This is a genomic window from Phenylobacterium sp., assembly GCF_013911965.1.
GTDB lineage: Bacteria > Pseudomonadota > Alphaproteobacteria > Caulobacterales > Caulobacteraceae > Phenylobacterium.
On sequence record NZ_JACESE010000002.1, the window covers coordinates 52,840 to 78,034 of the forward strand.

Annotated in this window: 25 protein-coding genes; 11 read left to right on the forward strand and 14 right to left on the reverse strand. The window is 69.0% G+C overall.

The window, feature by feature from the left end; all coding sequences use genetic code 11:
* The first annotated feature begins 119 nt into the window (after positions 1–119).
* Together H2041_RS02070 and H2041_RS02075 are read left to right on the forward strand one after the other, a co-directional pair.
* Positions 120–944 carry a division plane positioning ATPase MipZ gene (locus tag H2041_RS02070; protein WP_293408921.1) on the forward strand — a complete coding sequence of 275 codons (825 nt, stop codon included), beginning with the start codon at positions 120–122 and terminating at the stop codon, positions 942–944.
* 4 nt (positions 945–948) lie between these two features.
* The gene (locus H2041_RS02075) at positions 949–1,377 is read left to right on the forward strand and encodes a molecular chaperone DnaJ (protein ID WP_293408922.1); all 429 of its coding nucleotides are present in this window, start codon (positions 949–951) and stop codon (positions 1,375–1,377) included.
* A 6-nt stretch (positions 1,378–1,383) separates the two neighbouring features.
* Here the strand turns inward: H2041_RS02075 and H2041_RS02080 are convergent, their stop codons facing one another.
* The gene (locus H2041_RS02080) at positions 1,384–2,652 is read right to left on the reverse strand and encodes a D-alanyl-D-alanine carboxypeptidase (RefSeq protein WP_293408923.1); all 1,269 of its coding nucleotides are present in this window, start codon (positions 2,650–2,652) and stop codon (positions 1,384–1,386) included.
* A gap of 273 nt (positions 2,653–2,925) precedes the next feature.
* Between H2041_RS02080 and H2041_RS02085 the strand changes: the two genes are divergently transcribed.
* The 5 genes from H2041_RS02085 (at position 2,926) to H2041_RS02105 (ending at position 6,335) form a co-directional block, all read left to right on the forward strand.
* Complete coding sequence (locus tag H2041_RS02085) at positions 2,926–3,363, forward strand: phasin family protein (RefSeq protein ID WP_293408924.1); 438 nt, start codon at positions 2,926–2,928, stop codon at positions 3,361–3,363.
* A gap of 103 nt (positions 3,364–3,466) precedes the next feature.
* Positions 3,467–3,928, forward strand: coding sequence for a RidA family protein (locus H2041_RS02090; protein WP_293408925.1), 462 nt, complete (start codon positions 3,467–3,469; stop codon positions 3,926–3,928).
* Complete coding sequence (locus H2041_RS02095) at positions 3,925–4,671, forward strand: glycerophosphodiester phosphodiesterase (protein WP_293408926.1); 747 nt, start codon at positions 3,925–3,927, stop codon at positions 4,669–4,671. The genes H2041_RS02090 and H2041_RS02095 overlap by 4 nt, the downstream gene beginning before the upstream one ends.
* Positions 4,668–5,837 (forward strand): GNAT family N-acetyltransferase, encoded by a 1,170-nt coding sequence (locus tag H2041_RS02100; RefSeq protein ID WP_293408928.1) that lies wholly within the window; start codon positions 4,668–4,670, stop codon positions 5,835–5,837. The genes H2041_RS02095 and H2041_RS02100 overlap by 4 nt, the downstream gene beginning before the upstream one ends.
* Before the next feature lie 60 nt (positions 5,838–5,897).
* Positions 5,898–6,335 (forward strand): HIT family protein, encoded by a 438-nt coding sequence (locus H2041_RS02105; RefSeq protein ID WP_293408930.1) that lies wholly within the window; start codon positions 5,898–5,900, stop codon positions 6,333–6,335.
* A 68-nt stretch (positions 6,336–6,403) separates the two neighbouring features.
* On the opposite strand, the gene clpA is transcribed toward H2041_RS02105, so the two are convergent.
* The 5 genes from clpA to H2041_RS02130 all read right to left on the reverse strand — a co-directional run bounded on the left by clpA (position 6,404) and on the right by H2041_RS02130 (position 12,088).
* Entirely contained in the window at positions 6,404–8,728 is a 2,325-nt protein-coding gene (gene clpA / locus H2041_RS02110; protein WP_293408932.1) for an ATP-dependent Clp protease ATP-binding subunit ClpA, read from the reverse strand.
* 10 nt (positions 8,729–8,738) lie between these two features.
* Complete coding sequence (clpS, locus tag H2041_RS02115; RefSeq protein ID WP_293408934.1) at positions 8,739–9,068, reverse strand: ATP-dependent Clp protease adapter ClpS; 330 nt, start codon at positions 9,066–9,068, stop codon at positions 8,739–8,741.
* A gap of 154 nt (positions 9,069–9,222) precedes the next feature.
* Entirely contained in the window at positions 9,223–10,497 is a 1,275-nt protein-coding gene (locus H2041_RS02120) for a DNA polymerase IV (RefSeq protein WP_293408936.1), read from the reverse strand.
* Positions 10,494–11,390, reverse strand: a complete 897-nt coding sequence (locus tag H2041_RS02125; protein ID WP_293408938.1) for an ROK family protein — start codon at positions 11,388–11,390, stop codon at positions 10,494–10,496. Before H2041_RS02125 ends, H2041_RS02120 begins: the two co-directional genes overlap by 4 nt.
* A gap of 11 nt (positions 11,391–11,401) precedes the next feature.
* Entirely contained in the window at positions 11,402–12,088 is a 687-nt protein-coding gene (locus H2041_RS02130) for a hypothetical protein (RefSeq protein ID WP_293408940.1), read from the reverse strand.
* Positions 12,089–12,228: 140 nt separating this feature from the next.
* Here H2041_RS02130 and H2041_RS02135 point away from each other — a divergent pair, with 140 nt between their 5' ends.
* The 3 genes from H2041_RS02135 to H2041_RS02145 all read left to right on the forward strand — a co-directional run bounded on the left by H2041_RS02135 (position 12,229) and on the right by H2041_RS02145 (position 14,401).
* Entirely contained in the window at positions 12,229–12,594 is a 366-nt protein-coding gene (locus H2041_RS02135) for a response regulator (protein ID WP_293408942.1), read from the forward strand.
* Between the two features lie 4 nt (positions 12,595–12,598).
* Positions 12,599–13,963, forward strand: coding sequence for a PleD family two-component system response regulator (locus H2041_RS02140; protein ID WP_293408944.1), 1,365 nt, complete (start codon positions 12,599–12,601; stop codon positions 13,961–13,963).
* A gap of 66 nt (positions 13,964–14,029) precedes the next feature.
* A complete protein-coding gene (locus H2041_RS02145) occupies positions 14,030–14,401 on the forward strand; it encodes a hypothetical protein (protein ID WP_293408946.1) in 372 nt (123 codons plus the stop codon).
* 64 nt (positions 14,402–14,465) lie between these two features.
* On the opposite strand, the gene rpmG is transcribed toward H2041_RS02145, so the two are convergent.
* The 4 genes from rpmG to H2041_RS02165 all read right to left on the reverse strand — a co-directional run bounded on the left by rpmG (position 14,466) and on the right by H2041_RS02165 (position 16,874).
* Positions 14,466–14,633 (reverse strand): 50S ribosomal protein L33, encoded by a 168-nt coding sequence (rpmG, locus tag H2041_RS02150; RefSeq protein ID WP_293408948.1) that lies wholly within the window; start codon positions 14,631–14,633, stop codon positions 14,466–14,468.
* Between the two features lie 105 nt (positions 14,634–14,738).
* A complete protein-coding gene (locus H2041_RS02155) occupies positions 14,739–15,569 on the reverse strand; it encodes a pirin family protein (protein ID WP_293408950.1) in 831 nt (276 codons plus the stop codon).
* A gap of 8 nt (positions 15,570–15,577) precedes the next feature.
* The gene (locus H2041_RS02160; RefSeq protein WP_293408952.1) at positions 15,578–16,135 is read right to left on the reverse strand and encodes an NADPH-dependent FMN reductase; all 558 of its coding nucleotides are present in this window, start codon (positions 16,133–16,135) and stop codon (positions 15,578–15,580) included.
* A gap of 25 nt (positions 16,136–16,160) precedes the next feature.
* Entirely contained in the window at positions 16,161–16,874 is a 714-nt protein-coding gene (locus tag H2041_RS02165) for an NUDIX domain-containing protein (RefSeq protein ID WP_293408954.1), read from the reverse strand.
* A 156-nt stretch (positions 16,875–17,030) separates the two neighbouring features.
* Between H2041_RS02165 and H2041_RS02170 the strand changes: the two genes are divergently transcribed.
* Positions 17,031–17,906, forward strand: a complete 876-nt coding sequence (locus tag H2041_RS02170; protein ID WP_293408956.1) for a RusA family crossover junction endodeoxyribonuclease — start codon at positions 17,031–17,033, stop codon at positions 17,904–17,906.
* Positions 17,907–17,959: 53 nt separating this feature from the next.
* Here H2041_RS02170 and H2041_RS02175 read toward each other — a convergent pair whose 3' ends face one another.
* The 4 genes from H2041_RS02175 to topA all read right to left on the reverse strand — a co-directional run bounded on the left by H2041_RS02175 (position 17,960) and on the right by topA (position 25,042).
* Positions 17,960–18,775 carry a DUF2971 domain-containing protein gene (locus H2041_RS02175; protein WP_293408958.1) on the reverse strand — a complete coding sequence of 272 codons (816 nt, stop codon included), beginning with the start codon at positions 18,773–18,775 and terminating at the stop codon, positions 17,960–17,962.
* Between the two features lie 162 nt (positions 18,776–18,937).
* Positions 18,938–21,226 (reverse strand): ribonuclease R, encoded by a 2,289-nt coding sequence (rnr, locus tag H2041_RS02180; RefSeq protein ID WP_293408961.1) that lies wholly within the window; start codon positions 21,224–21,226, stop codon positions 18,938–18,940.
* Positions 21,227–21,259: 33 nt separating this feature from the next.
* Positions 21,260–22,396, reverse strand: coding sequence for an AAA family ATPase (locus H2041_RS02185; RefSeq protein ID WP_293408964.1), 1,137 nt, complete (start codon positions 22,394–22,396; stop codon positions 21,260–21,262).
* 6 nt (positions 22,397–22,402) lie between these two features.
* Positions 22,403–25,042 (reverse strand): type I DNA topoisomerase, encoded by a 2,640-nt coding sequence (gene topA, locus H2041_RS02190; RefSeq protein ID WP_293408966.1) that lies wholly within the window; start codon positions 25,040–25,042, stop codon positions 22,403–22,405.
* Between the last annotated feature and the right edge of the window lie 153 nt (positions 25,043–25,195).

Here is a 25,195-nt window from a genome sequence, read left to right on the forward strand (position 1 = left end):
GGCCGGGTGCGTCCATCCGTCCACAAGCCTCCGGAGCTAGCGCGTTGACGCGGCGGCTTCGTAAGCGTCTCGTTAACCTAAAGGAATCGGCTCCGGCCGAATCGATGGAGCACGGACACATGTCCCAACCCCGCGTGATCGTCGTCGGAAACGAAAAGGGCGGCGCCGGCAAATCGACCATCGCCCTGCATCTGGCGGTGGCCCTCATGTATGGCGGCGCCAAGGTGGCGGTGCTCGATCTTGACCTGCGCCAGCAGTCGATGGGCCACTTCTTCGCCAACCGCCGCGCCTGGCTGGCCGCCAACGAGGCCGAGGCGCCGACGCCGCTGGAGTTCCCGCTGGGCGTCGAGCTGGCCACGGCGACGGACGGCGAGGCGCTGGCCGCCTTCAACGCGGCCTTCGAGGCTGCGCGGGAGGCCGCCGACTTCGTCCTGATCGACACGCCCGGCGGCGACACGGCGATCTCGCGCGCCGCCCACGGCCTGGCCGACCTGATCGTGACGCCGATGAACGACAGCTTCGTCGACTTCGACATGCTGGGCGTGGTCGATCCCGTCAGCCTCGACCTGAAGCGGCCGGGCCTCTACTCGGTGACGGTGTGGGACAGCCGCAAGGCGCGCGCCGCGGCCGACGGCCGGTCCATCGACTGGGTGGTGCTGCGCAACCGCCTGGCGCCCACCGAGGCGCGCAACCGCCGCCGCCTGGACGAGCGCGTGAAGGCCCTGTCGCGCCGCGTCGGCTTCCGCGTCGGACCGGGCCTGCGCGACCGCGTCATCTATCGCGAACTCTTCCCCTTCGGTCTGACCATCGCCGACCTGTCGCCGGCGATCCGGCCCGTGGCCATCTCGCTGCAGCACGTGGCTGCCCGCCAGGAACTGCGCGCCCTGATCGGCGCTCTGGGCCTGTCCGAGGTGACCGGCCAGACCCTGATGGCGGCCGAATAGGCCCATGCTCTATCTGGCCCTGGGCGCCGCGGCCCTGGCCTTCTTCGTCTGGCTGGGGCGCGGCAGGCGGCTCTTCGGACGCCGGGAGTGGCGCGTGGCCGCTGGCGTCGGAGCGATCGCCGCCTTCGCGGCGGCGGCCTTCCTGGCCGTGCGTGGCGGCTGGGCCTTCGCGCCCGTCCTGATCGTCATCGGCCTGTGGCTCGCCATGAGCACGCGCGGGCAGGGGCGCGGCGGCGCAAGCCCGGCGCCGCCGAGAAGCGGCATGAGCCTGGACGACGCGCGCGCCATACTGGGGGTGGGGGCCGAGGCCGGGCCCGACGAGATCCAGGCGGCCTATACGCGCCTGATGCGCCGAACCCACCCCGATGCGGGCGGTTCGGCGGGACTGGCCGCCCAGCTCAACGCCGCGCGCGACCGCCTGCTCAAGGACTGAGCGGCCTCAGGCCGGATCGATCACCATGCAGGCCTGGCGCTTGGCCTTCAGGACCTCGCAGGCGGCGCGGGCCTTGTCCTCGCTCATGCCGGTGAAACGGGCCCGGTAGAAGCCGCTGCTGGGATCGGTGATCATGGTCTCGGCGCCGGCGAAGGCGTCGCCGAAGCGGCGGCGGGTCAGCTTCAGCTGGTCCTGGGCCAGGCCCTTGGACTTGAAGGCGCCGACCTGCACCTGCCACTTGCCGCCCGGCTCGGCCTTGCGGGCCGGGGCCGTGGCGGCGGGCGGCGGCGGGGCCGAGGCCAGAACGATCTTCAGTCCGTCCTGGTCGGCGTCGCCCTGCTCGCGCGAGGGGCGCAGGATCTCGCCGTCGGGGGCGGGCTCGAACAGGTTCTGGGCGACGGTGATCCGTTCGCCGCGGGCGCGGCGGCCGGCGACGTTGAAGCCGGTCAGCAGCAGGTCTTCGGCGTGGTTGTCCCGCGCCGCCGTCGAGGCGCCGCCCAGGACCACCACGATCAGGCGGCGGTTGTCGCGCACGCCGGAGATGGCGATGTTGTAGCCGGACGCATTGGTGTAGCCGGTCTTCAGCCCGTCGACGCCGGCCACGCGGCCCAGCAGATTGTTGTGCCCACGGATGGTCGTGCCGCGGAAGCTGAACTGGGTGCGGGCGAACAGGCTGTAGTACTGCGGGAAGTCGCGCATGATCGCCCGCGACAGCACGGCCAGATCGCGCGCCGAGGAGACCTGGCGGCTGTCGGGCAGGCCCGAGGCGTTCACGAAGGTCGTCGAATCCATGCCGAGCTCGCGGGCCCGCAGGGTCATGAGCGCGGCGAAGCGCGCCTCGCTGCCGCCCAGACGCTCGGCCACGGCCACGGCCACGTCGTTGGCCGACTTGATGGCCAGCGCGTTCATGGCCTCTTCCACCGTGATGGAGTCGCCGGCCTTCACATAGAGCTTGGTCGGAGAGGCGGCGGCCGCCCGGGTGGAGAAGGGGATGCGGTCGTCGAGGTCCATCCGGCCGGCGGCCAGTTCCTCGAACAGCAGATAGAGGGTCATCACCTTGGTGATGGAGGCCGGGTAGCGCGGACTGTCGGCGCGCTTGGCGTAGAGCACCTCGCCCGATTCCGCGTCCACCACGATGGAGGCGTACTTCGGCTGCTGCGCAGGCAGCTGGAGGTAGGGGATCTGGGCCTGGGCGGCGGGTGCCGCGGCGAGGCCGAGGGTCGCCGCGATGGCGAAGAAGCCGGCGAGAATCTGGCGGCGGGCGCGTTGGAACATCGCTTCGTCCGTCATGTCTTGGGTTGCCGACGACCCCCCGAGGCCGCCGATGAGGAAAACCTAGCATGCCATGCCGGCCGTTGCGTGACGGTAAACACCTGTTGAGGAACGAAATTGTCGCATCGAGCGCGTGAGAGGCGAATGACAGGGCATTGTGCGCTGCACAATCGAGCGTTGACTGTTGCGGTGCAACATGAGATGTTGCGCCTGCGTAAAGCTTACCGCCCCCACATCCCGCGCCGCCCGCGCCCCGCCGTACGAAGGAGTTCAGCCATGGCCGCCGCCGCTGAAACCGCCAAGAACGCCGCCGAACAGTTCACTCTGGCCGGCAACCAGGCCTTCAAGGACGCGATCGAGAAGTCGCTCGCCGCCCTGGCCGAGACCAACACCTATTCGAAGAAGAACCTGGAAGCGATGGTCGCCTCGGCCACCGCCGCCGCCAAGGGCGCCGAGGCGCTGGGCGCCCAGGCCATGGCCTTCTCGAAGAAGAACATCGAAGACCAGATGGCTGCGGCCAAGTCGCTCTCCTCGGCCAAGAGCCTGCAGGAAGCCATGGAGCTGCAGACCGCCTACACCAAGAGCGCGCTCGAGACCTACATGGCCGAGATGAGCAAGATGTCCGAGATCGTGACCGCCTCGATGAAGGACTCCATGAAGCCGCTCAACGAACGCGTGACCGCCGCGGTCGAGCGCTTCCAGGCCGCCCGCTGAGGCGCCCGGCGCGCAAGCGCCGAAGCACGCAGAATGCCGAAGGCCCGGTCCATCGCGGACCGGGCCTTTTCTGTTTCGAAAGCCGGCGGTACAGACTGGGACCATGTCCACCGTCGAAGAACGTCTGGCCGCCGTCGGCGTCCGGCTGCCCGAACCCGTCGCCCCCGTCGCCAACTATGTGCCCTTCGTGCGGGCCGGCGCGCTGCTCCACATCTCGGGCCAGGTGTCCGTCGACGCCTCCGGCGGGGTGAAGGGAACGCTGGGCCAGGATGTCGATCTGGAGACCGGGCGCTACGCCGCCCGCCTCTGCGCCATCAATCTGATCGCCCAGATGAAGGCCGCCTGTAACGGCGACCTCGGCCGGGTGGTGCGGGTGGTGAAGCTCGGCGGCTTCGTCCAGGCCGGACCCGACTTCTTCGATATCCCCCAGGTGGTGAACGGCGCCTCGGACCTGATGGTCGACGCCTTCGGCGACATCGGCCGTCACGCCCGCTCGGCGGTCGGCGTCTATCGCCTGCCGATGAACTTCGCCGTCGAGGTGGACGCGGTGGTGGAGGTCTCGTGAGGGACCGCTTCGGCGAGGCCTGGGACCTTCTCTTCCATCCGCCGGTGGCCCACCGCGGCCTGTGGCGGCCGGACGGCCCGCCGGAGAATTCGCTGGGGGCCTTCCACGCCGCCTGCGCGGCCGGCTACGGCATCGAGCTGGACGTCCAGATCTCGGCCGACGGCGAGGCCATGGTCTTCCACGACGACAGCCTCGAACGCATGACGGGGCAGACGGGACGCCTGCGCGACCGCACCGCCGCCGACCTGCAGCAGCTCCGGCTGAAGGACACCGACGAGACCATCCCCACCCTGACCGAGACCCTGGCCCTCATCGGCCACAAGGCCATGGTCCATGTGGAGCTGAAGACGCCATGGGGCGAGGTGGGGCCGCTGGAGCGGCGGGTGCACGAGATCATCGCAGATCATGCCGGGCCGCTCTGCGTGATCGGTTTCAATCCCTACAGCCACGCCTGGTACGCCGACCACTATCCGGGCGTGCTGCGCGGCCTGGACTCCTACAGCTACCGCAAGGCCCCGCATCTGGGCGAAGAACAGCGCCAGGCCTTCGCCCGGCTGGAGCACGTCTCCATCGCCCGGCCGCATTTCCTGGCGCTCGGCCTCGACATGCTGCCCAGCGCCGAGGCTGACGCCTATCGCGCCCAGGGTATGCCGGTCGTCGCCTGGACGGTGCGCGAGCCCGCCCAGTGGGAGGCGGTCAAGGACCATTGCGACAACCTGATCTTCGAGGGGTTCGCCGCGTGAGCCTCAAGCCGGCGGTCCGGATCAGCCGCCGCATCGCAGAGATCGGCCGCGAGGCTTGGGAGGCGTGCGCGACCGCCCCGGAACACCGCGGCAATCCCTTCGTCAGCTACGATTTCCTCAATGTGCTGGAAGAGTCCGGCTGCGTCGCCGAACGCACCGGCTGGGGCCCGCAGCATCTGAGCGTCGAAGACGAGACCGGCGGCGTCGGCGCGGTCATGCCGCTCTATCTGAAGTCCCACAGCCAGGGCGAATACATCTTCGACCACGCCTGGGCCGACGCCTATGAGCGGGCCGGCGGCCAGTACTATCCCAAGCTCCTGTCGGCGGCGCCCTTCACGCCGGCCACCGGGCCGCGGTTGCTGGTGCGGCCGGACATCGACGCGGACGAGGGGCGTCGCCTGCTGCTCGGCGGCGGCCTGACGCTGTGCGAACGCATGGGCGTCTCATCCCTGCACGTGAACTTCCCCACCCGCGCCGAGTGGGAGTGGATGGGCGACCAGGGCCTCGCCCAGCGCCAGGGCCAGCAGTACCACTGGGCCAACAAGGGCTATGCGACCTTCGACGACTTCCTGGCCGACCTGTCGTCGGGCCGGCGCAAGACCATCCGTCGGGAACGGCGCGACGCGCAGGCGGGGCTGGAGATCGTCTGCCTGACCGGCGCCGATCTGACCGAAGACGCCTGGGACGCCTTCTTCGCCTTCTACATGGACACCGGCTCGCGCAAGTGGGGCCGGCCCTATCTGAACCGCCTCTTCTTCTCCCTGCTGGGCGAGCGGATGGCCGACCGCGTGCTGCTGGTCATGGCGCGCCGGAACGGCCGCTGGATCGCCGGCGCGCTGAACCTGATCGGCGGCGACGCCCTCTATGGCCGCAACTGGGGCTGCATCGAGGACGTGCCCTTCCTGCACTTCGAGCTCTGCTACTACCAGGCCATCGAGTGGGCGATCGGCCGCGGGCTCGCGCGGGTGGAGGCGGGCGCGCAAGGCCAGCACAAGATCGCCCGCGGCTATCTGCCGAGCCCGGTCTTCTCCGCCCACTACATCGCCGACCCCGCCCTGAGGGGCCCGGTGGAGGACTTCGTCGAACGCGAACGCCAGGCCGTGGACGGCGAAATGGAGTGGCTGGCCGAGGAATACTCGCCCTTCCGGCACGACGGGGGCGGGTAGGGGCCTTCGCCTGGCCTCCGTCGCTTGCTAATCAGGCCGTAAGCCAAGAGGGAGCGCGCCATGAGCCTGGATGGGACCTACGACCCCGACAACATCTTCGCCAAGATCCTGCGGGGCGAGGCGCCCTGCGCCCGGGTGTTCGAGGACGACCATGTGCTGTCCTTCATGGACGTCTTCCCGCAGACCAAGGGTCACACCCTGGTGATCCCCAAGCACTCCACGGCCCGCAACCTGCTGGAGGAGGATCCGCAGATTCTGTCGCCCCTGATCCTGGGCGTGCAGCGGGTCGCCCGCGCGGTGCGCGCGGCGCTCGAGCCGGACGGCGTCGTGATCACCCAGTTCAACGGCGCCGTCGCCGGTCAGACGGTCTTCCACCCGCACTTCCACATCCTGCCGCGGTGGGAGGGCGTGGCGGTGGGCCGGCACGCCGCGGGCGGCATGGCCGACCTGAACGAGCTGAAGGACCTGGCCGGGAAGATTTCGGCCAAGATCGCCTGAGACGCCGGTCCACGAAAAAAGCCCCGGACCGACGGTCCGGGGCTCCTTCGTTGACGTGACGGCCGGCTCTAGTCGGCCAGTTCGGCGGCGGCGTCCTTGGACGGGTCCTCGATCCGCGGCGCGCCGGGCTCGCGCCCTTCGCCCTCGATCTCGAAGTCCAGCTTGCCGTCCTTGAGCACCACGCGGACGTGGCCGCCCTTGGTGAGGCGTCCGAACAGGATCTCGTCGGCCAGCGGCTTCTTGATGTTCTCCTGGATGACCCGGGCCAGCGGCCGGGCGCCATAGAGTTCGTCGAAGCCGTTGTCGGCGAGCCAGCCCGCCGCCTCGTCCGAGGTCTCGATGGTGACGTGACGGTCCGCCAGCTGGGCTTCCAGCTGCATGACGAACTTCTGCACCACCTGCCGGATGATGTCGGCGGTCAGCGGACGGAACTGGACGGTGGCGTCCAGACGGTTGCGGAATTCCGGCGTGAACAGCCGCTTCAGCGCCTCGTCCACCTCATCCTCCGCCTTGCCGCGGCCGAAGCCGATCGAGTTCCGCTGGGCGTCGGAGGCGCCGGCGTTGGTGGTCATGATCAGGACCACGTTGCGGAAGTCGATCTTCTTGCCGTTGGCGTCGGTCAGGACGCCGTGGTCCATGACCTGGAGCAGGATGTTGTAGACGTCCGGGTGCGCCTTCTCGATCTCGTCGAGCAGGACGACCGCGTGCGGATGCTGGTCGACCGCATCGGTCAGCAGACCGCCCTGGTCGAAGCCGACATAGCCGGGAGGCGCCCCGATCAGGCGGCTGACCGTGTGCCGCTCCATGTACTCCGACATGTCGAAGCGCAGGAGTTCGATGCCGAGCGTCGAGGCGAGCTGACGCGCGGTCTCGGTCTTGCCGGTGCCGGTGGGCCCCGAGAAGAGGTAGCAGCCGATCGGCTTGTTCGGATCGCGCAGACCGGCCCGGGCCATCTTCATGGCCGCCGAGAGCTGCTCGATCGCCTCGTCCTGGCCATAGACCGCCCGCTTCAGGTCGGCCTCCAGCTGCTTCAGCGCCTCGGTGTCGGACTTGGAGACCGACTTCGGCGGGATGCGGGCGATCTTGGCCACGACGGCCTCGATCTCCTTCACGCCGATGGTCTTCTTCCGTTTGCTCTCCGGCAGCAGCATCTGGCTGGCCCCGGCCTCGTCGATGATGTCGATGGCCTTGTCGGGCAGCTTGCGGTCGGTGATGTACTTGGCCGACAGCTCCACCGCCGATTTGAGCGCGTCGTTGGTGTAGCGGAGCTTGTGGAACTCCTCGTAGTAGGTCTTGAGGCCCTTGAGGATCTTGATCGTGTCGTCGATCGTCGGCTCGTTCACATCGATCTTCTGGAAGCGCCGGACGAGCGCCCGGTCCTTCTCGAAGTGCTGGCGGAACTCCTTGTAGGTCGTCGAGCCCATGCAGCGCAGGGCGCCCGAGGCCAGGGCGGGCTTCAGCAGGTTGGAGGCGTCCATGGCCCCGCCGCTGGTGGCGCCGGCGCCGATCACCGTGTGGATCTCGTCGATGAACAGGATGGCGTCGGGGTGGTTCTCCAGCTCCTTGACCACCTGCTTGACGCGTTCCTCGAAGTCGCCGCGATAGCGGGTGCCGGCCAGCAGCGCGCCCATGTCGAGCGAGAAGATGGTCGCCCCGGCGAGAACGTCGGGGACCTGCTTGTTGACGATCTTGCGCGCCAGGCCTTCGGCGATGGCCGTCTTGCCCACGCCGGGGTCGCCCACCAGCAGCGGGTTGTTCTTGGTCCGGCGGCACAGGATCTGGATGGCGCGTTCGACTTCGAGCGCACGGCCGATCAGGGGATCGACCTTACCTTCCTTGGCCTTCTCGTTGAGGTTGACGCAGTAGGCCTCGAGGGCTTCGCCGCCGGTCTTCACCGCCGCCTTCTCCTCGTCCTCGGCGCCCTTCACCGGCTTGCCTTCCACGCTGGCGCCGGCCTTCTTGGCGATGCCATGGGCGATGTAGTTGACCGCGTCGTAGCGGGTCATGTCCTGCTCTTGCAGGAAGTAGGCGGCGTGGCTCTCCCGTTCGGAGAAGATGGCCACGAGCACGTTGGCTCCGGTGACATCCTCACGTCCGGAAGACTGGACGTGGATGACCGCGCGCTGGATCACGCGTTGGAAGCCCGCGGTGGGCTTGGCGTCCTCGCCGTCGTCGACCACCAGCGAGCGGAGCTCGTTGTCCACATAACTCGTGAGGGTCGCCCGAAGGGCGCCCAGGTCCACGTCGCACGCGCGCATCACCGCGGCGGCTTCCTCGTCGTCAACCAGCGCCAATAGGAGGTGTTCCAGCGTCGCATACTCGTGCTTTCGCTCATTGGCGTAAGCGACGGCGCGATGCAGGGATTCTTCGAGTTGGCGCGAAAACGAGGGCAATCTTGGCCTCTCAATCCTTTTCCATGGTGCATTGAAGCGGGTGTTGATGCCGCCTGGCGGTATCAACGACCTGCGCGACTTTCGTTTCCGCCACCTCGTAGGTGAACACGCCGCACACCCCCACGCCGTGCTGGTGAACGTGCAGCATGATGCGTGTCGCGTCTTCGCGCGACTTGTTGAAGAACTGCTCCAGAACGTAGACGACGAACTCCATCGGCGTGTAGTCGTCGTTCAGCAGCAGGACCCGGTACATGGACGGCTTCTGCGTCTTCGGCTTGGTCTGGGTGATGACCGCCGATTTGACGCCCGTCGACACATCACCTTGCTTGCGCTCGGCCATCGAAAACGTCTCCTGGCGGGCGTGGTGACCCGCCTCTGGGGGATTAGATATGGAAAGTGGTCGCGTTTGGAAGGGTTGAAATCGTCGCGCGAGGTCCCCACGCGAAGGTCGCCCATCTTTTTGTCGCCCGCCCTACAGGGCTTTCCGTCTTCACTCAATCTTGAACGGGCCGCCGGCTGCGCAGGGCGCGGGCTGAGGTGATCGCCTGCGGACCGAAGCGGGCGCGGATCGAATCGGCCGTCTTCTCCTCGGCCAGGGCGCGGCTCTCGTCATTGCCGAAGAAGTCCGCCTCCAGCGATTCCAGGGGCGAAAGCTCGGCCAGGCCGATGCCGATCAGTCGGTAGCGCCGGCCGTCGGTCTCCTTCTTCAGGAGTTCGCGGCCCACCGAAAAGAGGGTCCGAGCCGTCTGGGTCGCGGCCGGCAGGGCGCGGCGGCGGGTGAGAATCCTGAAGTCGGCGGTCTTCAGCTTCAGCGTCACCACGCGGCCGGCCACGCCGCCCGCACGGGCCTGGCGTGCGACCTTCTCGCACAGGGGCGCCAGACGGTCCTCCAGCACGCCATAGTCGGAATAGTCGTCGTCGAAGGTCGTTTCGGCGCTGATTCCCTTGCGCGCCTGATCGGGATCGACCGCGCGGCTGTCGCGGCCATGGGCCAGGTCGTGCAGGCGAAGCCCATGGGCCCCGAAGCGGCGCGCGAGGTCCTTCGGCTCGGCCCGCGCCAGATCGCCGACCAGCCGGAAACCCGCGTCGTCGAGGCTGCGGACCATGGCCGGCCCCACGCCCGGCAGGATGCCGACCGGCCGGGGCGCGAGAAAGGCCTGCGCTTCGGCCGCGCCGATCACCGAAAAGCCGCGGGGCTTGTCCAGGTCCGAGGCGATCTTGGCCAGGAACTTGTTGGGCGCGAGGCCGATGGAGACGGTCAGGCCCGTCTCCGACTCGATCCGCGCCTGCAGGCGGGCGAGCGTCAGGGCCGGCGGCGCGCCGTGCAGACGCTGGGTCCCGGAGAGGTCCATCCAGGCCTCGTCCAGCGACAGGGGCTGAACGAGCGGGGTCAGGTCGGCCATCATGGCCATGATCCGCCGGCTCTCGGCCCGATACTTGGTGAAGTCCGGCTTGATGACCACGGCCTGCGGACAGGCCTTCAGCGCCTTGAACATCGGCATGGCCGAGCGCACGCCGTAGACGCGGGCCATGTAGCAGCAGGTGGTGACGACGCCGCGCTTGCCGCCGCCGACGATGACCGGCCGGTCGCGCAGTTCGGGCCGGTCGCGCTTCTCCACCGAGGCGTAGAAGGCGTCGCAGTCCATGTGCGCCATGGCCAGGTCGAAGAGTTCGGCGTGCGCGACCATCCGCGGCGAGCCGCAGGCCGGGCAGCGCCGGGCGGCGGGCGCCGGCCCGCTCCAGAGGCAGTCGCGGCAGAGGGCGTTCATGGCTGTTCGGACGGCCACAGCCAGGCCGCGCCGCGGACGCCGGAGGAATCTCCGTGCCGCGCCGGCCGCACCGGCGTGTCGATCCCGTCGCCGAAGACATGGGGCGAAATGGCCGCGGGCAGCCGGGCGTAGAGCTCGCTTACGTTCGACATGCCGCCGCCCAGGACGATGATGTCCGGATCGATGATGTCCACCACCACGGCGAGGGCGCGGGCCAGACGGTCGACATAGCGGTCCAGGGCGGCCGTCGCGGCGGCGTCTCCCGCGCGGGCGCGATCGACGATCGCCGCCGCCGAAAGGCCTTCCCCATGATCGCGCTCGAAGGCGGGGCCGGACACCCACTGCTCCAGACAGCCGCGGCGGCCGCACCAGCAGGCGGGACCGGGGTGCTCCTGCGCAGAGGCCCAGGGGAGGGGCATGTGCCCCCACTCGCCGGCCACGCCGTTCCGTCCCGCCACGGGCCGCCCGTCGACCGCCAGGCCGGCGCCGCAGCCCGTGCCCAGGATGGCGGCGAAGACGACCGCTTCGCCCGCGCCGGCGCCGTCGGTCGCCTCCGACACGGCCAGGCAGTTGGCGTCGTTGGCCAGGCGCACCGGCCGGCCGAGCCGCGCCTCCAGGTCCGCGCCGAACGTCTTTCCGTTCAGCCAGGTGGAGTTGGCGTTGCGGATCAGCCCCGTGCGGGGCGAGACCGAGCCCGGAATCCCGATCCCCACCCGCGGGGCCCGGCCGCCCGCCTCGGCCTCGGCCTGCGCCACCAGGCGGGCGATGGATTCGATCGAGCTCTCATAGCCGCGAGGATTGGGCGCCCGCACGCGCGCCAGGAAGCGCCCCTCGGCGTCCAGGGCCGCGGCCTCGATCTTGGTGCCGCCATAGTCGACGCCGATGCGCATCATGCGGCGGCGGTTCAGGCGATGGCGTCGGCGATGGCCACGCGCAGGGCGTCCCAGTCGTCGATGCGGGTGTGCCGTTCGGGCGCGGCGGGGGCCAGCGGACGAAGCCGGGGGTCGGCCACGTGCTGGAAGCGCGCCACGTGCGGCGCCGTCTCGGCGACGGAGTCGAGGTTCGGCAGCAGGTCGTCCACGAAGGCGGCCGGACCGCGCACCTGGGCGGCCATGGCCCCGGCCAGCGGACCCTTCGGCCCGGTGTTCAGGATAAGCGGATAGTCGAGGCCGTGACGGCCGAGCCAGCGGGCGCGGGCCAGCCGCGCCTGACCCGGCGCATTGGTCAGGATCACCACGCCGGCGTCCTGGGCGATCTGACGGAGCGCTTCGACCGCCCCCTCGGTCACGGCCATCTCGCCGCAGCCGTAGCGGAAGAAGTCCTCATAGTGAGCGCGGCCTTCCTCCAGGGCGAGGTGCTCGTCCTCGCCGGGACGGAAGATGTTCTGGAAAAGGGCGAAGCGGTCGACCCGCAGCTCGAGCCCGCGCCCCTCCAGGAAGCGTCCGAAGCCCTCCATGAAGAGGCCGAGCACCTCGTCCACGTCCACGATCACCAGCGGCCGGTCCAGGGCCAGGCCCAGCGCTTCCAGGTCGGGTGCGCGCACGGGCTCGGCCGGCTCGCGGCGGACGGCGGCGACGGTGTCGGTCTTCATCTGTTCTGGCTGCGGCGTGGCGACCACTGGCTCTCTCGTGCGGCTAACGCCAGTTTAAGGATATCCGTGGGATCACTTGTATCGAAGGTGGGGCCGGCGGGGGAATCGCCGTTCCGAATAAGAGCATCGTCGAGACGGGCATGGCCAAGAAGGTCCTCATCGTCGAGGATAACGAGCTGAACATGAAGCTTTTTCATGATCTGCTCGACGCGCAAGGGTACGAGACCCTGCAGACCCGCGAGGGTCTGCAAGCCCTGTCTCTCGCCCGCGAGCACCGTCCCGACCTCATTCTGATGGATATCCAGCTGCCCGAGATCTCCGGCCTGGAAGTCACCAAGTGGCTGAAGGAGGACGACGAACTGGCGGGCATCCCCGTCGTCGCCGTCACGGCCTTCGCCATGAAGGGCGACGAGGAGCGTATTCGCGAGGGCGGCTGCGAGGCCTATATTTCCAAGCCCATCTCGGTGTCGCACTTCCTCGACACCATCCGACGGCTCCTGGGGTAGCGCCATGTCCGCACGCATCCTGGTGGTGGACGACATCGAGGCCAATGTCCGCCTTCTCGAGGCGAAGCTGACGGCCGAGTACTACGAGGTGCTGACCGCGTCGGACGGGCCCACGGCGCTCGCCATTGCGGCCTCCGAGAAGCCGGACATCGTCTTGCTGGACGTCATGATGCCGGGCATGGACGGCTTCCAGGTCTGTCGCCGGCTGAAGGACGATCCGGAAACGCGCCATGTGCCGGTGGTGCTGGTCACCGCGCTCGACGGCCGGTCCGACCGCATCGCGGGGCTGGAAGCCGGCGCCGACGAATTTCTGACCAAGCCCATCGACGACGTCATGCTGTTCGCCCGGGTGCGCAGCCTGACCCGCCTGAAGGCCGTCATCGACGAACTGCGCGTGCGCGAGGCCTCGGGCCGGCGGATCGGCGTCATCGCCGGCGCCAGTTCGCGCCTGGGCGGCACGGGCGGGCGTGTTCTGATCGTCGACGATCACGAGCGCCAGGCCCAGCGGATCGCCTCGGAGCTGTCCATCGAGCACCGCCCGGTCATCGAAACCGAACCGGACAAGGCCCTGCTGACCGCCCGCGGCCCGGTGGACCTGGTCATCGTCAACGCCACGGCGCGGAGCTTCGACGGCCTGCGCTTCTCGGCCCAGCTCCGCTCCGACGAGGCCACCCGCCACCTGCCGATCCTGGCCATCGTGGATTTCGACGAGCGGCCGCGCCTGATGAAGGCGCTGGAGATCGGGGTCAACGACCTGCTGGCCAAGCCGATCGATCCGCAGGAGCTGTCGGCCCGCGCCCGGACCCAGATCCGCCGCAAGCGCTACACCGACTATCTGCGGGACAATCTGGATCATTCGCTGGAGCTGGCCGTCACCGACCAGCTGACCGGCCTGCACAACCGCCGCTACATGACCGGCCAGCTCGAAGCGCTGGTGAAGCGCGCCGCCCATGGCGGTGATCCGGTCGCGGCCCTGCTGATCGACATCGATCACTTCAAGAAGATCAATGACGGCTACGGCCACGACGTCGGCGACGAGGTGCTGCGCGAGTTTGCGGTGCGCCTGGCCTCCAACGTCCGGGCGGTGGACCTGCCTTGCCGCTATGGCGGGGAGGAGTTCGTCGTGGTCATGCCGGGCACCAGGCTGGAGGACGCCGAGCGGATCGCCGAGCGCATCCGTCTCCACGTGGCCGGCTCGCCCTTCCGCGTGGCCCAGGGGAGCGAACTGCTGACGGCCACCATCTCCGTCGGCGTCGCGGCGACCCAGGGGCCGGAGGACACGCCCGACGCCCTCCTCAAGCGCGCCGACGAGGGGCTCTATGAGGCCAAGCAGTCCGGCCGCAACAAGGTCATCGCCCGGGCGGCCTGAGGCGCATAGCCAAGCTATGCTTCACCAGGTAGCGTCCCCCTAAGGAAACTACCTGGGGAGGCGGCGATGATGATCCTGATCTCGGCATGGCTGGCGATCGGATTCGGGGTGTTGGGCGCGGTGCTCGAGGTGCTCCGAAACTGGCCGGACTGGCAATGGTGGCCATTCTGGGTCGTAGACTATGTCGCCGCAGGCCTATTGATTGTGGGCGGGGCGCTCGCGTTACGCCGGCGTGGCGAGCGCGTTCTCGCCGCCGGATGGGCCTTCGCCTGCGCCATGTTCTGGATGTCCTTCTTCGGCCATCTCAGCGGCCTCCGCGAAGCCGTGGAGGCTTCCGCGCGTGAGCAGAGACTGACCTTCATCATCGGCGTCATGTTCGCCGTGACCGCCGTCGGGCTCGTCCTGACCCTGCTCGGTCGGTCCCGTCGGGGGCCGTAAGCCAACGCAAAAGGCCCGGCTGATCCAGCCGGGCCTTTTTAAATCTCGCGTGTGCGAGGCGATCCTACTTGATCTTGCCTTCGCGGAACTCGACGTGCTTGCGCACGATCGGGTCGTACTTCTTCATGACCAGCTTTTCGGTCTTGGTGCGGGCGTTCTTCTTCGTCACGTAGAAAAAGCCGGTGTCCGCCGAGGAGTTCAGGCGGATCTTGATGGAAGCGGGCTTCGCCATAGTCGGTCCTCGCGGGGCCGGGCAAGCGCGCTTGCGCCGGCGGTCGTTCGTAAAGAGCCGCGGACAATACGAATCCGCAGACCAAAGTCAATGCAGGGCCGGGACTTAGCGCGCCTGCGTCAGCCGGCCCGTCTGGTAGTCCGAAAACGCCTGGCGGATCTCGTCGACCGTGTTCATCACGAAGGGGCCGTGGGCGACCACGGGCTCGTCGATCACCGGCGCGGCGTAGAAGAGGGCGCGCAAGGGGGCGCGGGCGGTGAGCGGCAGCACGTCGTCGGCGTCTTGCGCGTGCGCCCAGGCGTGCTGGTCGGCCTTGACGACGGCGCCGCCCGCGCCGACCTCGGCCTCGCCCTCCAGCACCAGCAGGAAGCCGCGCCAGCCGTTGGCGAGCGGCAACTCCAGCCGCGCGCCGGCCTCCAGGCGCAGATCCATCAGGGCCAGCGGCCAGAGGCTGCCGTGCGCCCGCTCGGCCGCGCCGAAGCGGCCGGCATAGAGGCGGACCTCGAAACCCTCGCCGGAGACGAGCGCCGCATCGGCCGCCCGCTGGTCGCTGTAGCGGGCCGGGCTCATCTTCTTGGCCGCCGGCAGGTTGAGCCACAGCTGAAGGGAGTGGACGCCCTGCGGCCCCGGCATCTCCGAATGCAGCACCCCGCCGCCGGCGGTCATGAACTGGATGTCGCCGGCCTCCAGCTCGCCGTGGGCGCCGGTGTGGTCCTCGTGGATCATCTGGCCTTCGAGTACGAAGGTCACCGTCTCCATGCCGCGGTGCGGATGGGTGGGGAAGCCGGCCGGCGGGGCGAACCAGTCCTCGGCCAGGAACAGGAAGGGGCAGTAGGGCGCGTGCTCGCGCGGCGCGATCACCAGCCGGTTCTGGTGGCGCGGCCCGACCATCTGGCGGGGACCGGCGGCTTCGATGCGGTCGACGGACAGGGCCATGGGCGACCTCAGGCGTTGATGCGGGCGATCCAGGCGGCGAACTTCTCCACCCACGCGCCGATGATCTGGCGGAACTTCGGGTCGGCGACCTCGCCCTCCGGCGAGAAGTGCTCGTCCCGATGGATGAAATAGAGTTGCGGCGCCCCCATGACGGCCATGTCGATGGAGAGCAGCACATTGCGCAGCTCCACCTGGGCCGCCGCCGTGCCCAGCGGGCCGGGGCTGGCGCCGACGACGGCCGCGGGCTTGCCGCGCCAGACCGACTGGCCGGCCGGCCGCGTGCCCCAGTCGATGGCGTTCTTCAGCACGCCGGGCACGCCGCGATTGTACTCCGGCGTGACGAACAGCACCGCATCGGCGCCCGCCACCGCCGCCTTGAAGTCGGCGACGCCCTGCGGGAAATCCGCCTCCAGGTCCTGGTTGTAGAGCGGCACGGCCTCGATGCCGACGATCTGCAGGTCGAGCCGCGGGGCGGCCATCAGGGCGATGGCCTGGGCCAGCCTGCGATTGGCGGAGTCCTTGCGCAGGCTGCCGACGATGACGGCGACCTTGGGGCGTTCTGACATGGCGGCTCCGGTGGGCTGAGGGCGGCTAGAGATGCGCCATCTTATGGCCCTTCACGCCGAAGCGCATGAAGGGGGAGGGGCGTTCCGGATCTTCCAGCCGCCGGACCGCCTCCTCGATCATGGTGCGCGTCACCATGGGCAGCTGCAGGCCCAGCGCCTCGTCGAAATCGACCCAGGCGATCTCCTCCAGCTCGCCGCAGTCGGGCTGGCGGTCCAGGCTGATCAGCCGCTCGGCGTCGGCCATCAGGAACCAGGTGTCGAACCGCTTGGCCAGCATGGGCGGGGTGACGGCGCGGGCGATGATCTCCACGGCGTCCAGGTCGGGCAGGGCGCCCTGGGCCAGGAACTCCCGCCAGGGGCCGACGCCGGGCCGCGCGGGCGCGGCCTTGGCCAGCAGCAGGCCGGCCTCCTCCCAGGTCTCGCGGATGGCGGCCAGCGCCAGGGCCCGCCCGCGGCCGGGCTTCAGGTGGCGGTCGAACTTGGCCTCCACCTCGGGCCGCAGGTCGGTGGCGTAGGGCGCGCGGAAGTCGGCCCGGTCGATGCGCCCGCCGGGAAAGACCCACAGGTTGGGCATGAAGTCGTGGCCGCTGTTGCGCCGGCCCATCAGGACCTGGGGCTTCTTGGCGTCACGCCGCACGAGGATGATCGTGGCCGCATCGCGCGGCTTGACGGCCCGTGTCCCCGGCGCACGCATCCGGCCCCCTTCGGGCCGGCGGGGAGTCGCTTCTGGTTCGCTCATGAAACAATTGTATGAGACCGCCGCGACGGAGAGGAAGCGTGACGTTGGGGAAGGGGGGATGGTGGCGTCGGGAATATCCGCTTCCCGCCCGTAGGAACTTTCGGGACGTCAGCTTTCGGGCAGACTAATAGTCTTTGGTTCGCCCTGCGCAAGGATATGAACACGTTGATCAGTCAGCGGGAATTCCATGGAGATGAGGCGTTCGAGATCGAAGCGGCCGGAGCCAAGGCGGGCATCAATCCGATGTTCGGCGGGTGGAGCCAAAGGTTCGATTTCGCGCCCGTACCCCATCGGGGAACCGGTGGCGCCATTCGTCGCTCGTTCCAGGACGCGATCCGCGCCGAGTTGACCAACAAGTTCGCCTTCTGGGGGGAGGTGCGGGTCACAATCACCCTGTACCTCGACGTGCAGACGGTCCTCGAGAGCTCTGATACAGCCGACGTCGACAACTACGCCAAAGCCATTCTGGATGCGATCAAAGGCCCCAATGGCATCATCATCGATGATACTCAGGTGCAGGCTCTGACCGTCTCCTGGATCGATTCACACGTGATCTACTTCGAAGTGGAGATTCGCTCGTCACCCGATTATTTCTTCATCAAGCCGATTGTGTTCTTTGAGATGCCTGACGGGCTCTTCTACCCACAGCCGTCCACGTCCTGGAGTCCCGACGGCCCAAAGGTCTACACTGACTTCGATCACTTTGCAGGCCTAACGATCTTGGAGATGAGTGCTGCGGGCAAGCGGCACATCCGCCATGTCCTGCGCCAGGGGGGGCAGACCCGGCTGCAGGCGTCGCGCAACAGCGCTTACTTCGAAACGCAGCTGAGGGGGTTCCATCGGAGCCGGCTCGCGGATTCTGGTTTCGACATGATTCCTATGGCCGAGTGGCGCGCCAAGCGCATGGCCTGGGCCGAGGGTGACCCAGAAAAGTCTAATTTCCTCACTGAAATGGCGGCTGAGTATCGCGACTCCATTGAGAAGCTCGCCGAGGCGATGGCTGCGGTCGAAGAGCCCCGCGCCGGCGGTTAGGTTGGCAGCGAAGGGGGCGGCGATCGTGCGGCGCGGGCCGCCGCTGGGCCGGCTTAGACTGCCTCGAAGGTCACAGCGTAGCTCTTGGACTGGAACCGCGCCAGCCTCATCTCAAGTGGTCGACCTGACGCCGCCACCCACTCTTGGACGCGTTGTCGATCGTCTGCCGATACTCGCGCTCCGAGGATTACACCGCGAACGGCCTCCGCAGGTAAGCGAAACGGGCCGGACCACCACATTCCCACTGCCCGCCACTCCTGCTCATAGTCCCATTCCGAGGACTTTCTCAGAAAAGCCAGTTCCTCAAGGGCAGTGACGTCCCTCACCATGTTGTAGCTCGCTCGTTCAGGCGAATAGACGACCGGCAAGGGACACAGCGGCTTCAAGGCTTCAAAATCGAACTCTATGCAGACGCCGCGGTGGGCATCGCCGTAGTGAGACCACATCAGGTTGGAAGCGGGCTCGGCGCTGAGAGACAACACGCCCGTGTCCCGCAAGTTGTGGTCGTACGCGGCTTGGGCCACGCCATCGAAGCCCTCCTGCTGGATCCGCTTCCTCATCTCAATGCTGATCGCCGCAACGCGGGCTCGACGCGCCGCGCGGGACAAGTTGGGTTCGCGTCCCTTGGTCACCCAGGTCCAGAATGCCCTACGTTCGGCCGCGGAAGACTCAATAGTGTTGTGCGGCCGGCAATCGTAAGGGTCGTTCAGTTCGTCCGGTTTGGCAAAATACACCTCTGACCGGAGGATAATGGCCTTAGTGTAGTCCCCAGCGGTACCCTCAAGGCTTCGATATTTGTAGAGCCGTGGTGGCGGGTTCTGCCGCGCCAACGCCTCCGAATACCCTCTTGAGAAGACAAACTCGGCCATTGCCCGCCCTCGGCCATTTGAAGTTGGACAGTTGTTGCATGCTTCCGTCAGTTCGGCAGCACGAATGGGGCTCGCGTTACCGGTCCAATGTCCGGTTGACGGTTCGAAGCCAAGTTCCGCAACTGGCGCTCAGCGGAACCTGCGCGGCCTTGACACAGCCCCCTACCGCCGCTTCCCCCTGCCACTCCGCCCCGCCGGCGGGGGCCTGCCCACCTTGCGGCGCACGCCCAGCCTCGGCCGCGGGGTCGTGGGGTCGGGCGGGGCGGCGTCGCTGAGCATTTCGAAGAGGAGGCCGCCGGTGATGGGGGTGGCTTCGCGCAGGCGGACCTCGACGCTCATGCCGAGCGGCCAGCGCTCGCCGGTGCGCTCGCCCACCAGGGCGTGCATGCGCTCGTCGTGGACGAAGAATTCCCCGCCCAGGCTGGAGACGGGGACGAGGCCGTCGGCGCCGGTCTCGGCCAGGCGCACGAAGAGGCCGAAGCGGGTGACGCCGGTGATCCGTCCCTCGAAGGTCGCGCCGACCCGGTCGGACAGGAAGGCGGCGATGTAGCGGTCGGTGGCGTCGCGCTCGGCGGCCATGGCGCGGCGCTCGGCGGCGGTGATCTCCTCGGCCGTCGCCTTCATGTGCGAGATGTCCCAGTCCGACAGGCCGTCCGGCGCGCCGGGCAGGTTGAGGCCCAGCGCCGTGATCAGGGCGCGGTGGACGATCAGGTCGGCATAGCGCCGGATCGGCGAGGTGAAGTGGGCGTAGCGGTCCAGGTTCAGGCCGAAGTGGCCGATATTGTCGGTGTTGTAGTGGGCCTGCATCTGGGTGCGCAGGACCACCTCGTTGACGATCTCGGCGTGCGGCCCCTCGCGGGTCAGCTCCAGCAGGCGGTTGAAGCGGTCGGTGCGGACGGCCTCGCCCTTGGACCAGCTGACGCCGATGGAGCCCAGGAATTCGGCCAGGCTGTCCAGCTTCTCCGGGCTCGGCGCATCGTGGACGCGGTAGACCAGCGGCGTGCGCTTGGCCTCCAGGCTCTCGGCCGCCGAGACATTGGCCTGGATCATCATCTCCTCGATCAGCCGGTGGGCCTCCAGCGAGGCCCGCGGCGTGATGGAGGCGACCTCGCCCTTCTCATCGATGACGATCTTGCGCTCCAGGCTCTCGATGGCGAGCGGCGAGCGGGCGAGCCGGCCCTTGAGCATGGTGTGATAGGCGGCCCACAGGGGCTTCAGGATCGGCTCCAGCAGGGGACCGGTCTTGTCGTCGGGCTGCCCGTCGATGGCGGCCTGGGCCTGTTCGTAGGAGAGCTTGGCGGCCGAGCGCATCAGGCCGCGGACGAAGCGGTGGCTGCGCTTCCTGCCCGTCTTGTCGAAGACCATGCGCACGGCCATGCAGGCGCGGTTCTCGCCCTCGCGAAGGGAGCAGAGGCCGTTGGACAGCCGCTCGGGCAGCATGGGCTCGACCCGGTCGGGGAAGTAGACGCTGTTGCCCTTCTCGCGCGCCTCGCGGTCCAGCGCGCTGTTGGGGCGGACGTAGGCGGCGACATCGGCGATGGCGACCCAGACCACGTGGCCGCCGGGATTCTTCGGATCATCGTCGGGGTGGGCGTAGACGGCGTCGTCGTGGTCGCGGGCGTCGGCCGGGTCGATGGTGATGAGCGGCACGTCGCGCAGGTCTTCGCGGCCGGCCAGCTCCGGCGCCTTGGCCGCTTCGGCCTCGGCTTCCGCCTCGTCGGAGAAGCCGGTGGGGATGCCGTGGGTGTGGATGGCGATGAGGCTGGCGGCGCGGGGCTGGTCCTCGCGGCCGACCACCTCCAGCACCTTGCCGCGCTTGGGGCCGTGCCGCCGCTCGGCCGTGCCGACCTGGGCCAGCACCAGGTCGCCGTCCTTCAGCTGGCCGTCGTCGAAGACGATCAGGCTCTCCTTGGACTTGCGGTCCACCGGCTCGATGCGGGTCTCGCGGCGCGCCTTGCGCACCACGCCCAGCACCCGGTGGGCGCTCTGGCCCAGGCGCTTGATCAGGCGGGCCTCGGTCTCGCCGTTCTCCAGTTCGACGAAGCGGACCAGCAGGCGGTCGCCCAGGCCCGGCGCGCCCGTCACCGCCTCGCCGCGCTCCGGCGCCAGCCGGACGAGCGGGGTGTCCTCCGCCCCCTTGGTCAGGCGCACCAGCAGTTCGCCGTCGGGATCGCGCTCCACCACGTCGACCACGCCGACCGGGGGCAGGGCGCCCGGCTGGGCCACGCCCTTGCGCCCGCGCTTGGCGAGGGTGCCCTCGTCCTGCATTTCCTGCAGCATCTGGCGAAGCGCCCGGCGGTCGGCGCCCTTCAGGCCGAAGGTGCGGGCCAGTTCGCCGCGGTCGGTCTCGCCCGTCTCGCGGATGTGACGCAGCAGGGTTTCGCGGTCGGGCAATCCTTGGGCCTTCGGGGCCTGGAAGCGCTGGGATTTCGGCGTGCGGGTCTTGGCCATTGCGCCTTGTAACGCGGGAATCGCCCGGGCGCTTCAGTCGTCCTCGTCCCGGAAGGCGCCGAACAGGGTCAGGCCCGCGATCTGGGTGGCGCCGTCGACCTTGCGCACCGTGCGCACCGAGCCGTGGGCCTCCAGCGCCTGGGCCAGGCGCTCGGAGTGGGTGACGAGCCAGACCTGCGAGCGCTCGGCCGCCTTGCCGATCAGGCCGGCCAGCGGCGCGGTCAGGTCCGGATGCAGGCTGGCCTCCGGCTCGTTGAGCGCGATGAAGGGCGGCAGGCGGTAGGCCAGCAGCGCGCCGGCCAGCGCCAGGAAGCGCAGGGTGCCGTCCGACAGCTCGGCGGGTTCGAACACGCGCTGGGGGAACTCCGGCAGGCTGAGGCCGAAGCTCGCCTGGCGCTCGGGCATGGGGATCGACAGCCGCGCGCCCGGAAAGGCTTCGGCGACGGCGGCGGCCAGATCGGCGGCGTCGCCGCGGATGTGGGCCAGGGTCGCGAACACCGCGGCCAGGTTGGCGCCGTCGGAGGCGAGCGTCGGCGTGGCCACCGCCGTGCAGGGCCGGCGCAGGGGCGAGTCCGCGTCCGTGCGCATCTGATGATAGAAGCGCCACTCCAGCAGCGTGCGGCGCACCTGATCGAGCTCCGGATACCGCGACGGATCCTCCAGCCGCCCCAGCAGGGTCTCCGAGGCCAGCAGGTCGAGGTCGATCTCGGCGGGCCGCCCCTCGGCGTCGCGGGCCATGACGGCGTTGTTGCGCCGCTCCACCAGCTTCACGCGGCGGGAGCCGGTCTCGTAGGTCAGGGCTTCCAGCTTGATCTGCGGCTCCAGCCCGAAGGCCGCCGCGGTGACGAGCTGCGGGAAGCCGACCTCCACTTCGTAGCGATAGGCGCCGCTGCGCTGGCCCGGCGCGGCCAGGGTGACGGAAAGGGCGATGCGCGCCGGCTCCCGCGCCCGGCGGGGCCCGGCCCACATGGCCTGCGACAGGCCCTCCTCGGCGAGGCGTTCGCCCAGCCGGTTCTGGGCGGCGGCCTGGAGCAGCTCCAGCCCCCGATAGAGGTTCGACTTGCCGACGCCGTTGGCGCCGACGAAGACGTCGAGCCGCGACATCGGATAGGTGATCCGCTGCAGCGACCGGTAGCCCGAGGCGGAGAAGTCGCGGACGGGCAGGTCCATGGCGGGCTAGCTGGCCGCCGCCTTCTTGGCGGCCGGCTTCTTCGCCGCCGGCTTCTTGGCCGCGGCCTTCTTGGCGGGCGCCTTCTTCTCCGCCGCGGCCTTGGCGGGCTTCTCGGCCTTCGGCTTGGCGGCCTTCTTCGCCGGCTTCTTGCCCCCGCCCTTGGCCTCGCGCTCGGCCAGCAGGGCGACGGCCTGTTCCAGGGTGATCGCCTGCGGGTCGCCGCCGCGCGGGATGTTGGCGTTGGTCGAGCCGTGCTTGATGTAGGGGCCGTAGCGGCCCGACAGCACCCGCACCGGCGCGCCGTCGGCCGGGTGGGCGCCCAGTTCCTTCAGCGCCGCGGCCTCGCCGCGCCGGCCCTTGCCGCCGGCCTTCTTCTCGGCCAGCAGGGCCACGGCCCGGTTCAGGCCGACCTCGAAGACCTCGTCGACGTTCTCGAGGTTCGCATAGGTCCCGTCGTGCTGGACGAAGGGCCCGTAGCGGCCGATGCCGGCCAGGATCGGCTTGCCGTCCTCGGGATGGTCGCCGACCTCGCGCGGCAGACGCAGCAGACGCAGGCCCTTCTCCAGGTCCATGGCCGCGGGCGACCAGGTCTTGGGCAGGCTGGAGCGCTTGGGCTTGTCGCCCTCGCCGAGCTGCACATAGGGGCCGAAGCGGCCGCTCTTCAGGAAGACGACGAGGCCGGTCTCGGGATCGGTTCCCAGCTCCCGGTCGCCGTTCGCCGCATCGGCCTCTTCGCCGTCGGGCTGGGCGATCGGGCGGGTATAGCGGCACTCCGGATAGTTGGAGCAGCCGATGAAGGCGCCGAACTTGCCGGTCTTCAGCGACAGCCGGCCGGTCCCGCAGGTGGGGCAGGCGCGGGGATCGGTCCCGTCGGCCCGTTCGGGGAAGATGTGGGGCCCAAGGGCGTCGTTCAGGGCGTCGAGCACATTGGTGACGCGCAGCTCGGAAATCTCGCCGACCGCGGCCTGGAAGTCCTGCCAGAAGTCGCGCAGCAGCACCTTCCAGTCGAGGTCGCCGGCCGAGACCTGGTCGAGCTTCTCCTCCAGCGCGGCGGTGAAGTCGTACTCCACATAGCGGCGGAAGAACTGCTCCAGGAAGGCGGTGACCAGCCGGCCCTTGTCCTCGGGGATGAAGCGGTTCTTCTCCATCCGCACATAGGCGCGGTCGCGCAGCACGGTCAGGATCGAGGCGTAGGTGGAGGGGCGGCCGATGCCCAGCTCCTCCATCTTCTTCACGAGGCTGGCTTCGGAATAGCGCGGCGGCGGTTCGGTGAAGTGCTGGGCGGCGCGGGCGGCGGCCACGCGGGCCTCGGCGCCCTCCTTGACCAGCGGCAGGCGGCCGGACTCCTCGTCGTCCGGGTCGTCGCGGCCTTCCTCGTAGACCGCCAGATAGCCGTCGAAGAGGATCACCTGACCGGTGGCGCGCAGGCCGGTCTGGCCGTCGGCGCTCTCCAGCTCGATGGTGGTCCGCTCGATGCGGGCGCTCTCCATCTGGGAGGCGATCATCCGCTTCCAGATCAGCTCGTAGAGGCGGCCCAGATCGCCGTCCAGGCGAAGGGAGCCGGGGTTGCGGGCCAGGCTGGTGGGGCGGATCGCCTCGTGGGCCTCCTGCGCGTTCTTGGCCTTGGTCCGGTACAGGCGGGCCTGTTCGGGCACATACTCGCGGCCATAGATGCCGCCGATCACCTGGCGGGCCTCGTCGATGGCTTCCGGGGCGGCCTGAACGCCGTCGGTCCGCATATAGGTGATCAGACCCACCGTCTCCCCGCCGATGTCCACGCCCTCATAGAGCTTCTGGGCGGCCTGCATGGTGCGTTGGGCGGAGAAGCCGAGCTTGCGGGCGGCCTCCTGCTGCAGGGTCGAGGTGGTGAAGGGCGGGGCGGGGGCGCGCTTGCCGGGCTTCTTCTCGACCGAGGCGACCTTGAAGCTCGCCCCCTCGACGGCGGCCTTGGCGGCCATGGCCGAGGTTTCGTCCGCCAGGTCGAACTTGGTCAGGCGCTTGCCCTGATGCTTGACCATGCGCGCGACGAAGCTTTCGCCGCCGGAGGCCATGTCCGCCTCGACCGTCCAGTACTCCTGGGTCTGGAACCGCTCGATCTCCAGTTCCCGGTCGACGATCAGGCGCAGGGCCACCGACTGCACCCGGCCGGCCGATCGCGAGCCGGGCAGCTTGCGCCAAAGCACCGGTGAGAGCGTGAAGCCCACCAGATAGTCGAGCGCGCGGCGGGCCAGGTAGGCCTCGACCAGTTCCATGTCGAGGTCGCGCGGCGACTTCATCGCCTCGGTGACAGCCGACTTGGTGATGGCGTTGAAGACGACGCGCTGGACCTGGGCGTCCTTCAGGACACGCTTCTTCTGCAGCACCTCCAGCACGTGCCAGGAGATGGCTTCGCCCTCGCGGTCGGGGTCGGTGGCGAGGATCAGGCGGTCGGCCTTCTTCACCGCCTCGGCGATGTCGGACAGCCGCTTGGACGACTTCGCGTCGACGTCCCAGCTCATGGCGAAGTCTTCGTCCGGACGCACCGATCCGTCCTTGGGGGGCAGATCCCGCACATGGCCGTAGGAGGCGAGGACGACATAGTCGCCGCCCAGATACTTGTTGATGGTCTTGGCCTTGGCCGGGCTCTCGACGACGACGACGTTCATTTTTCTTGGGACTTCGACTGGGCGGTCTGCGGGGGGAGGTCCCGAAAACCAAAGGCGCGAAAGGTGGGCTCGCGTCCGGGGCGATGTCAACCTGACCCCTGGGACGGGAACCGACTCAACCTATAGTTTGTTGATAACGTCTCACGGTAGAGC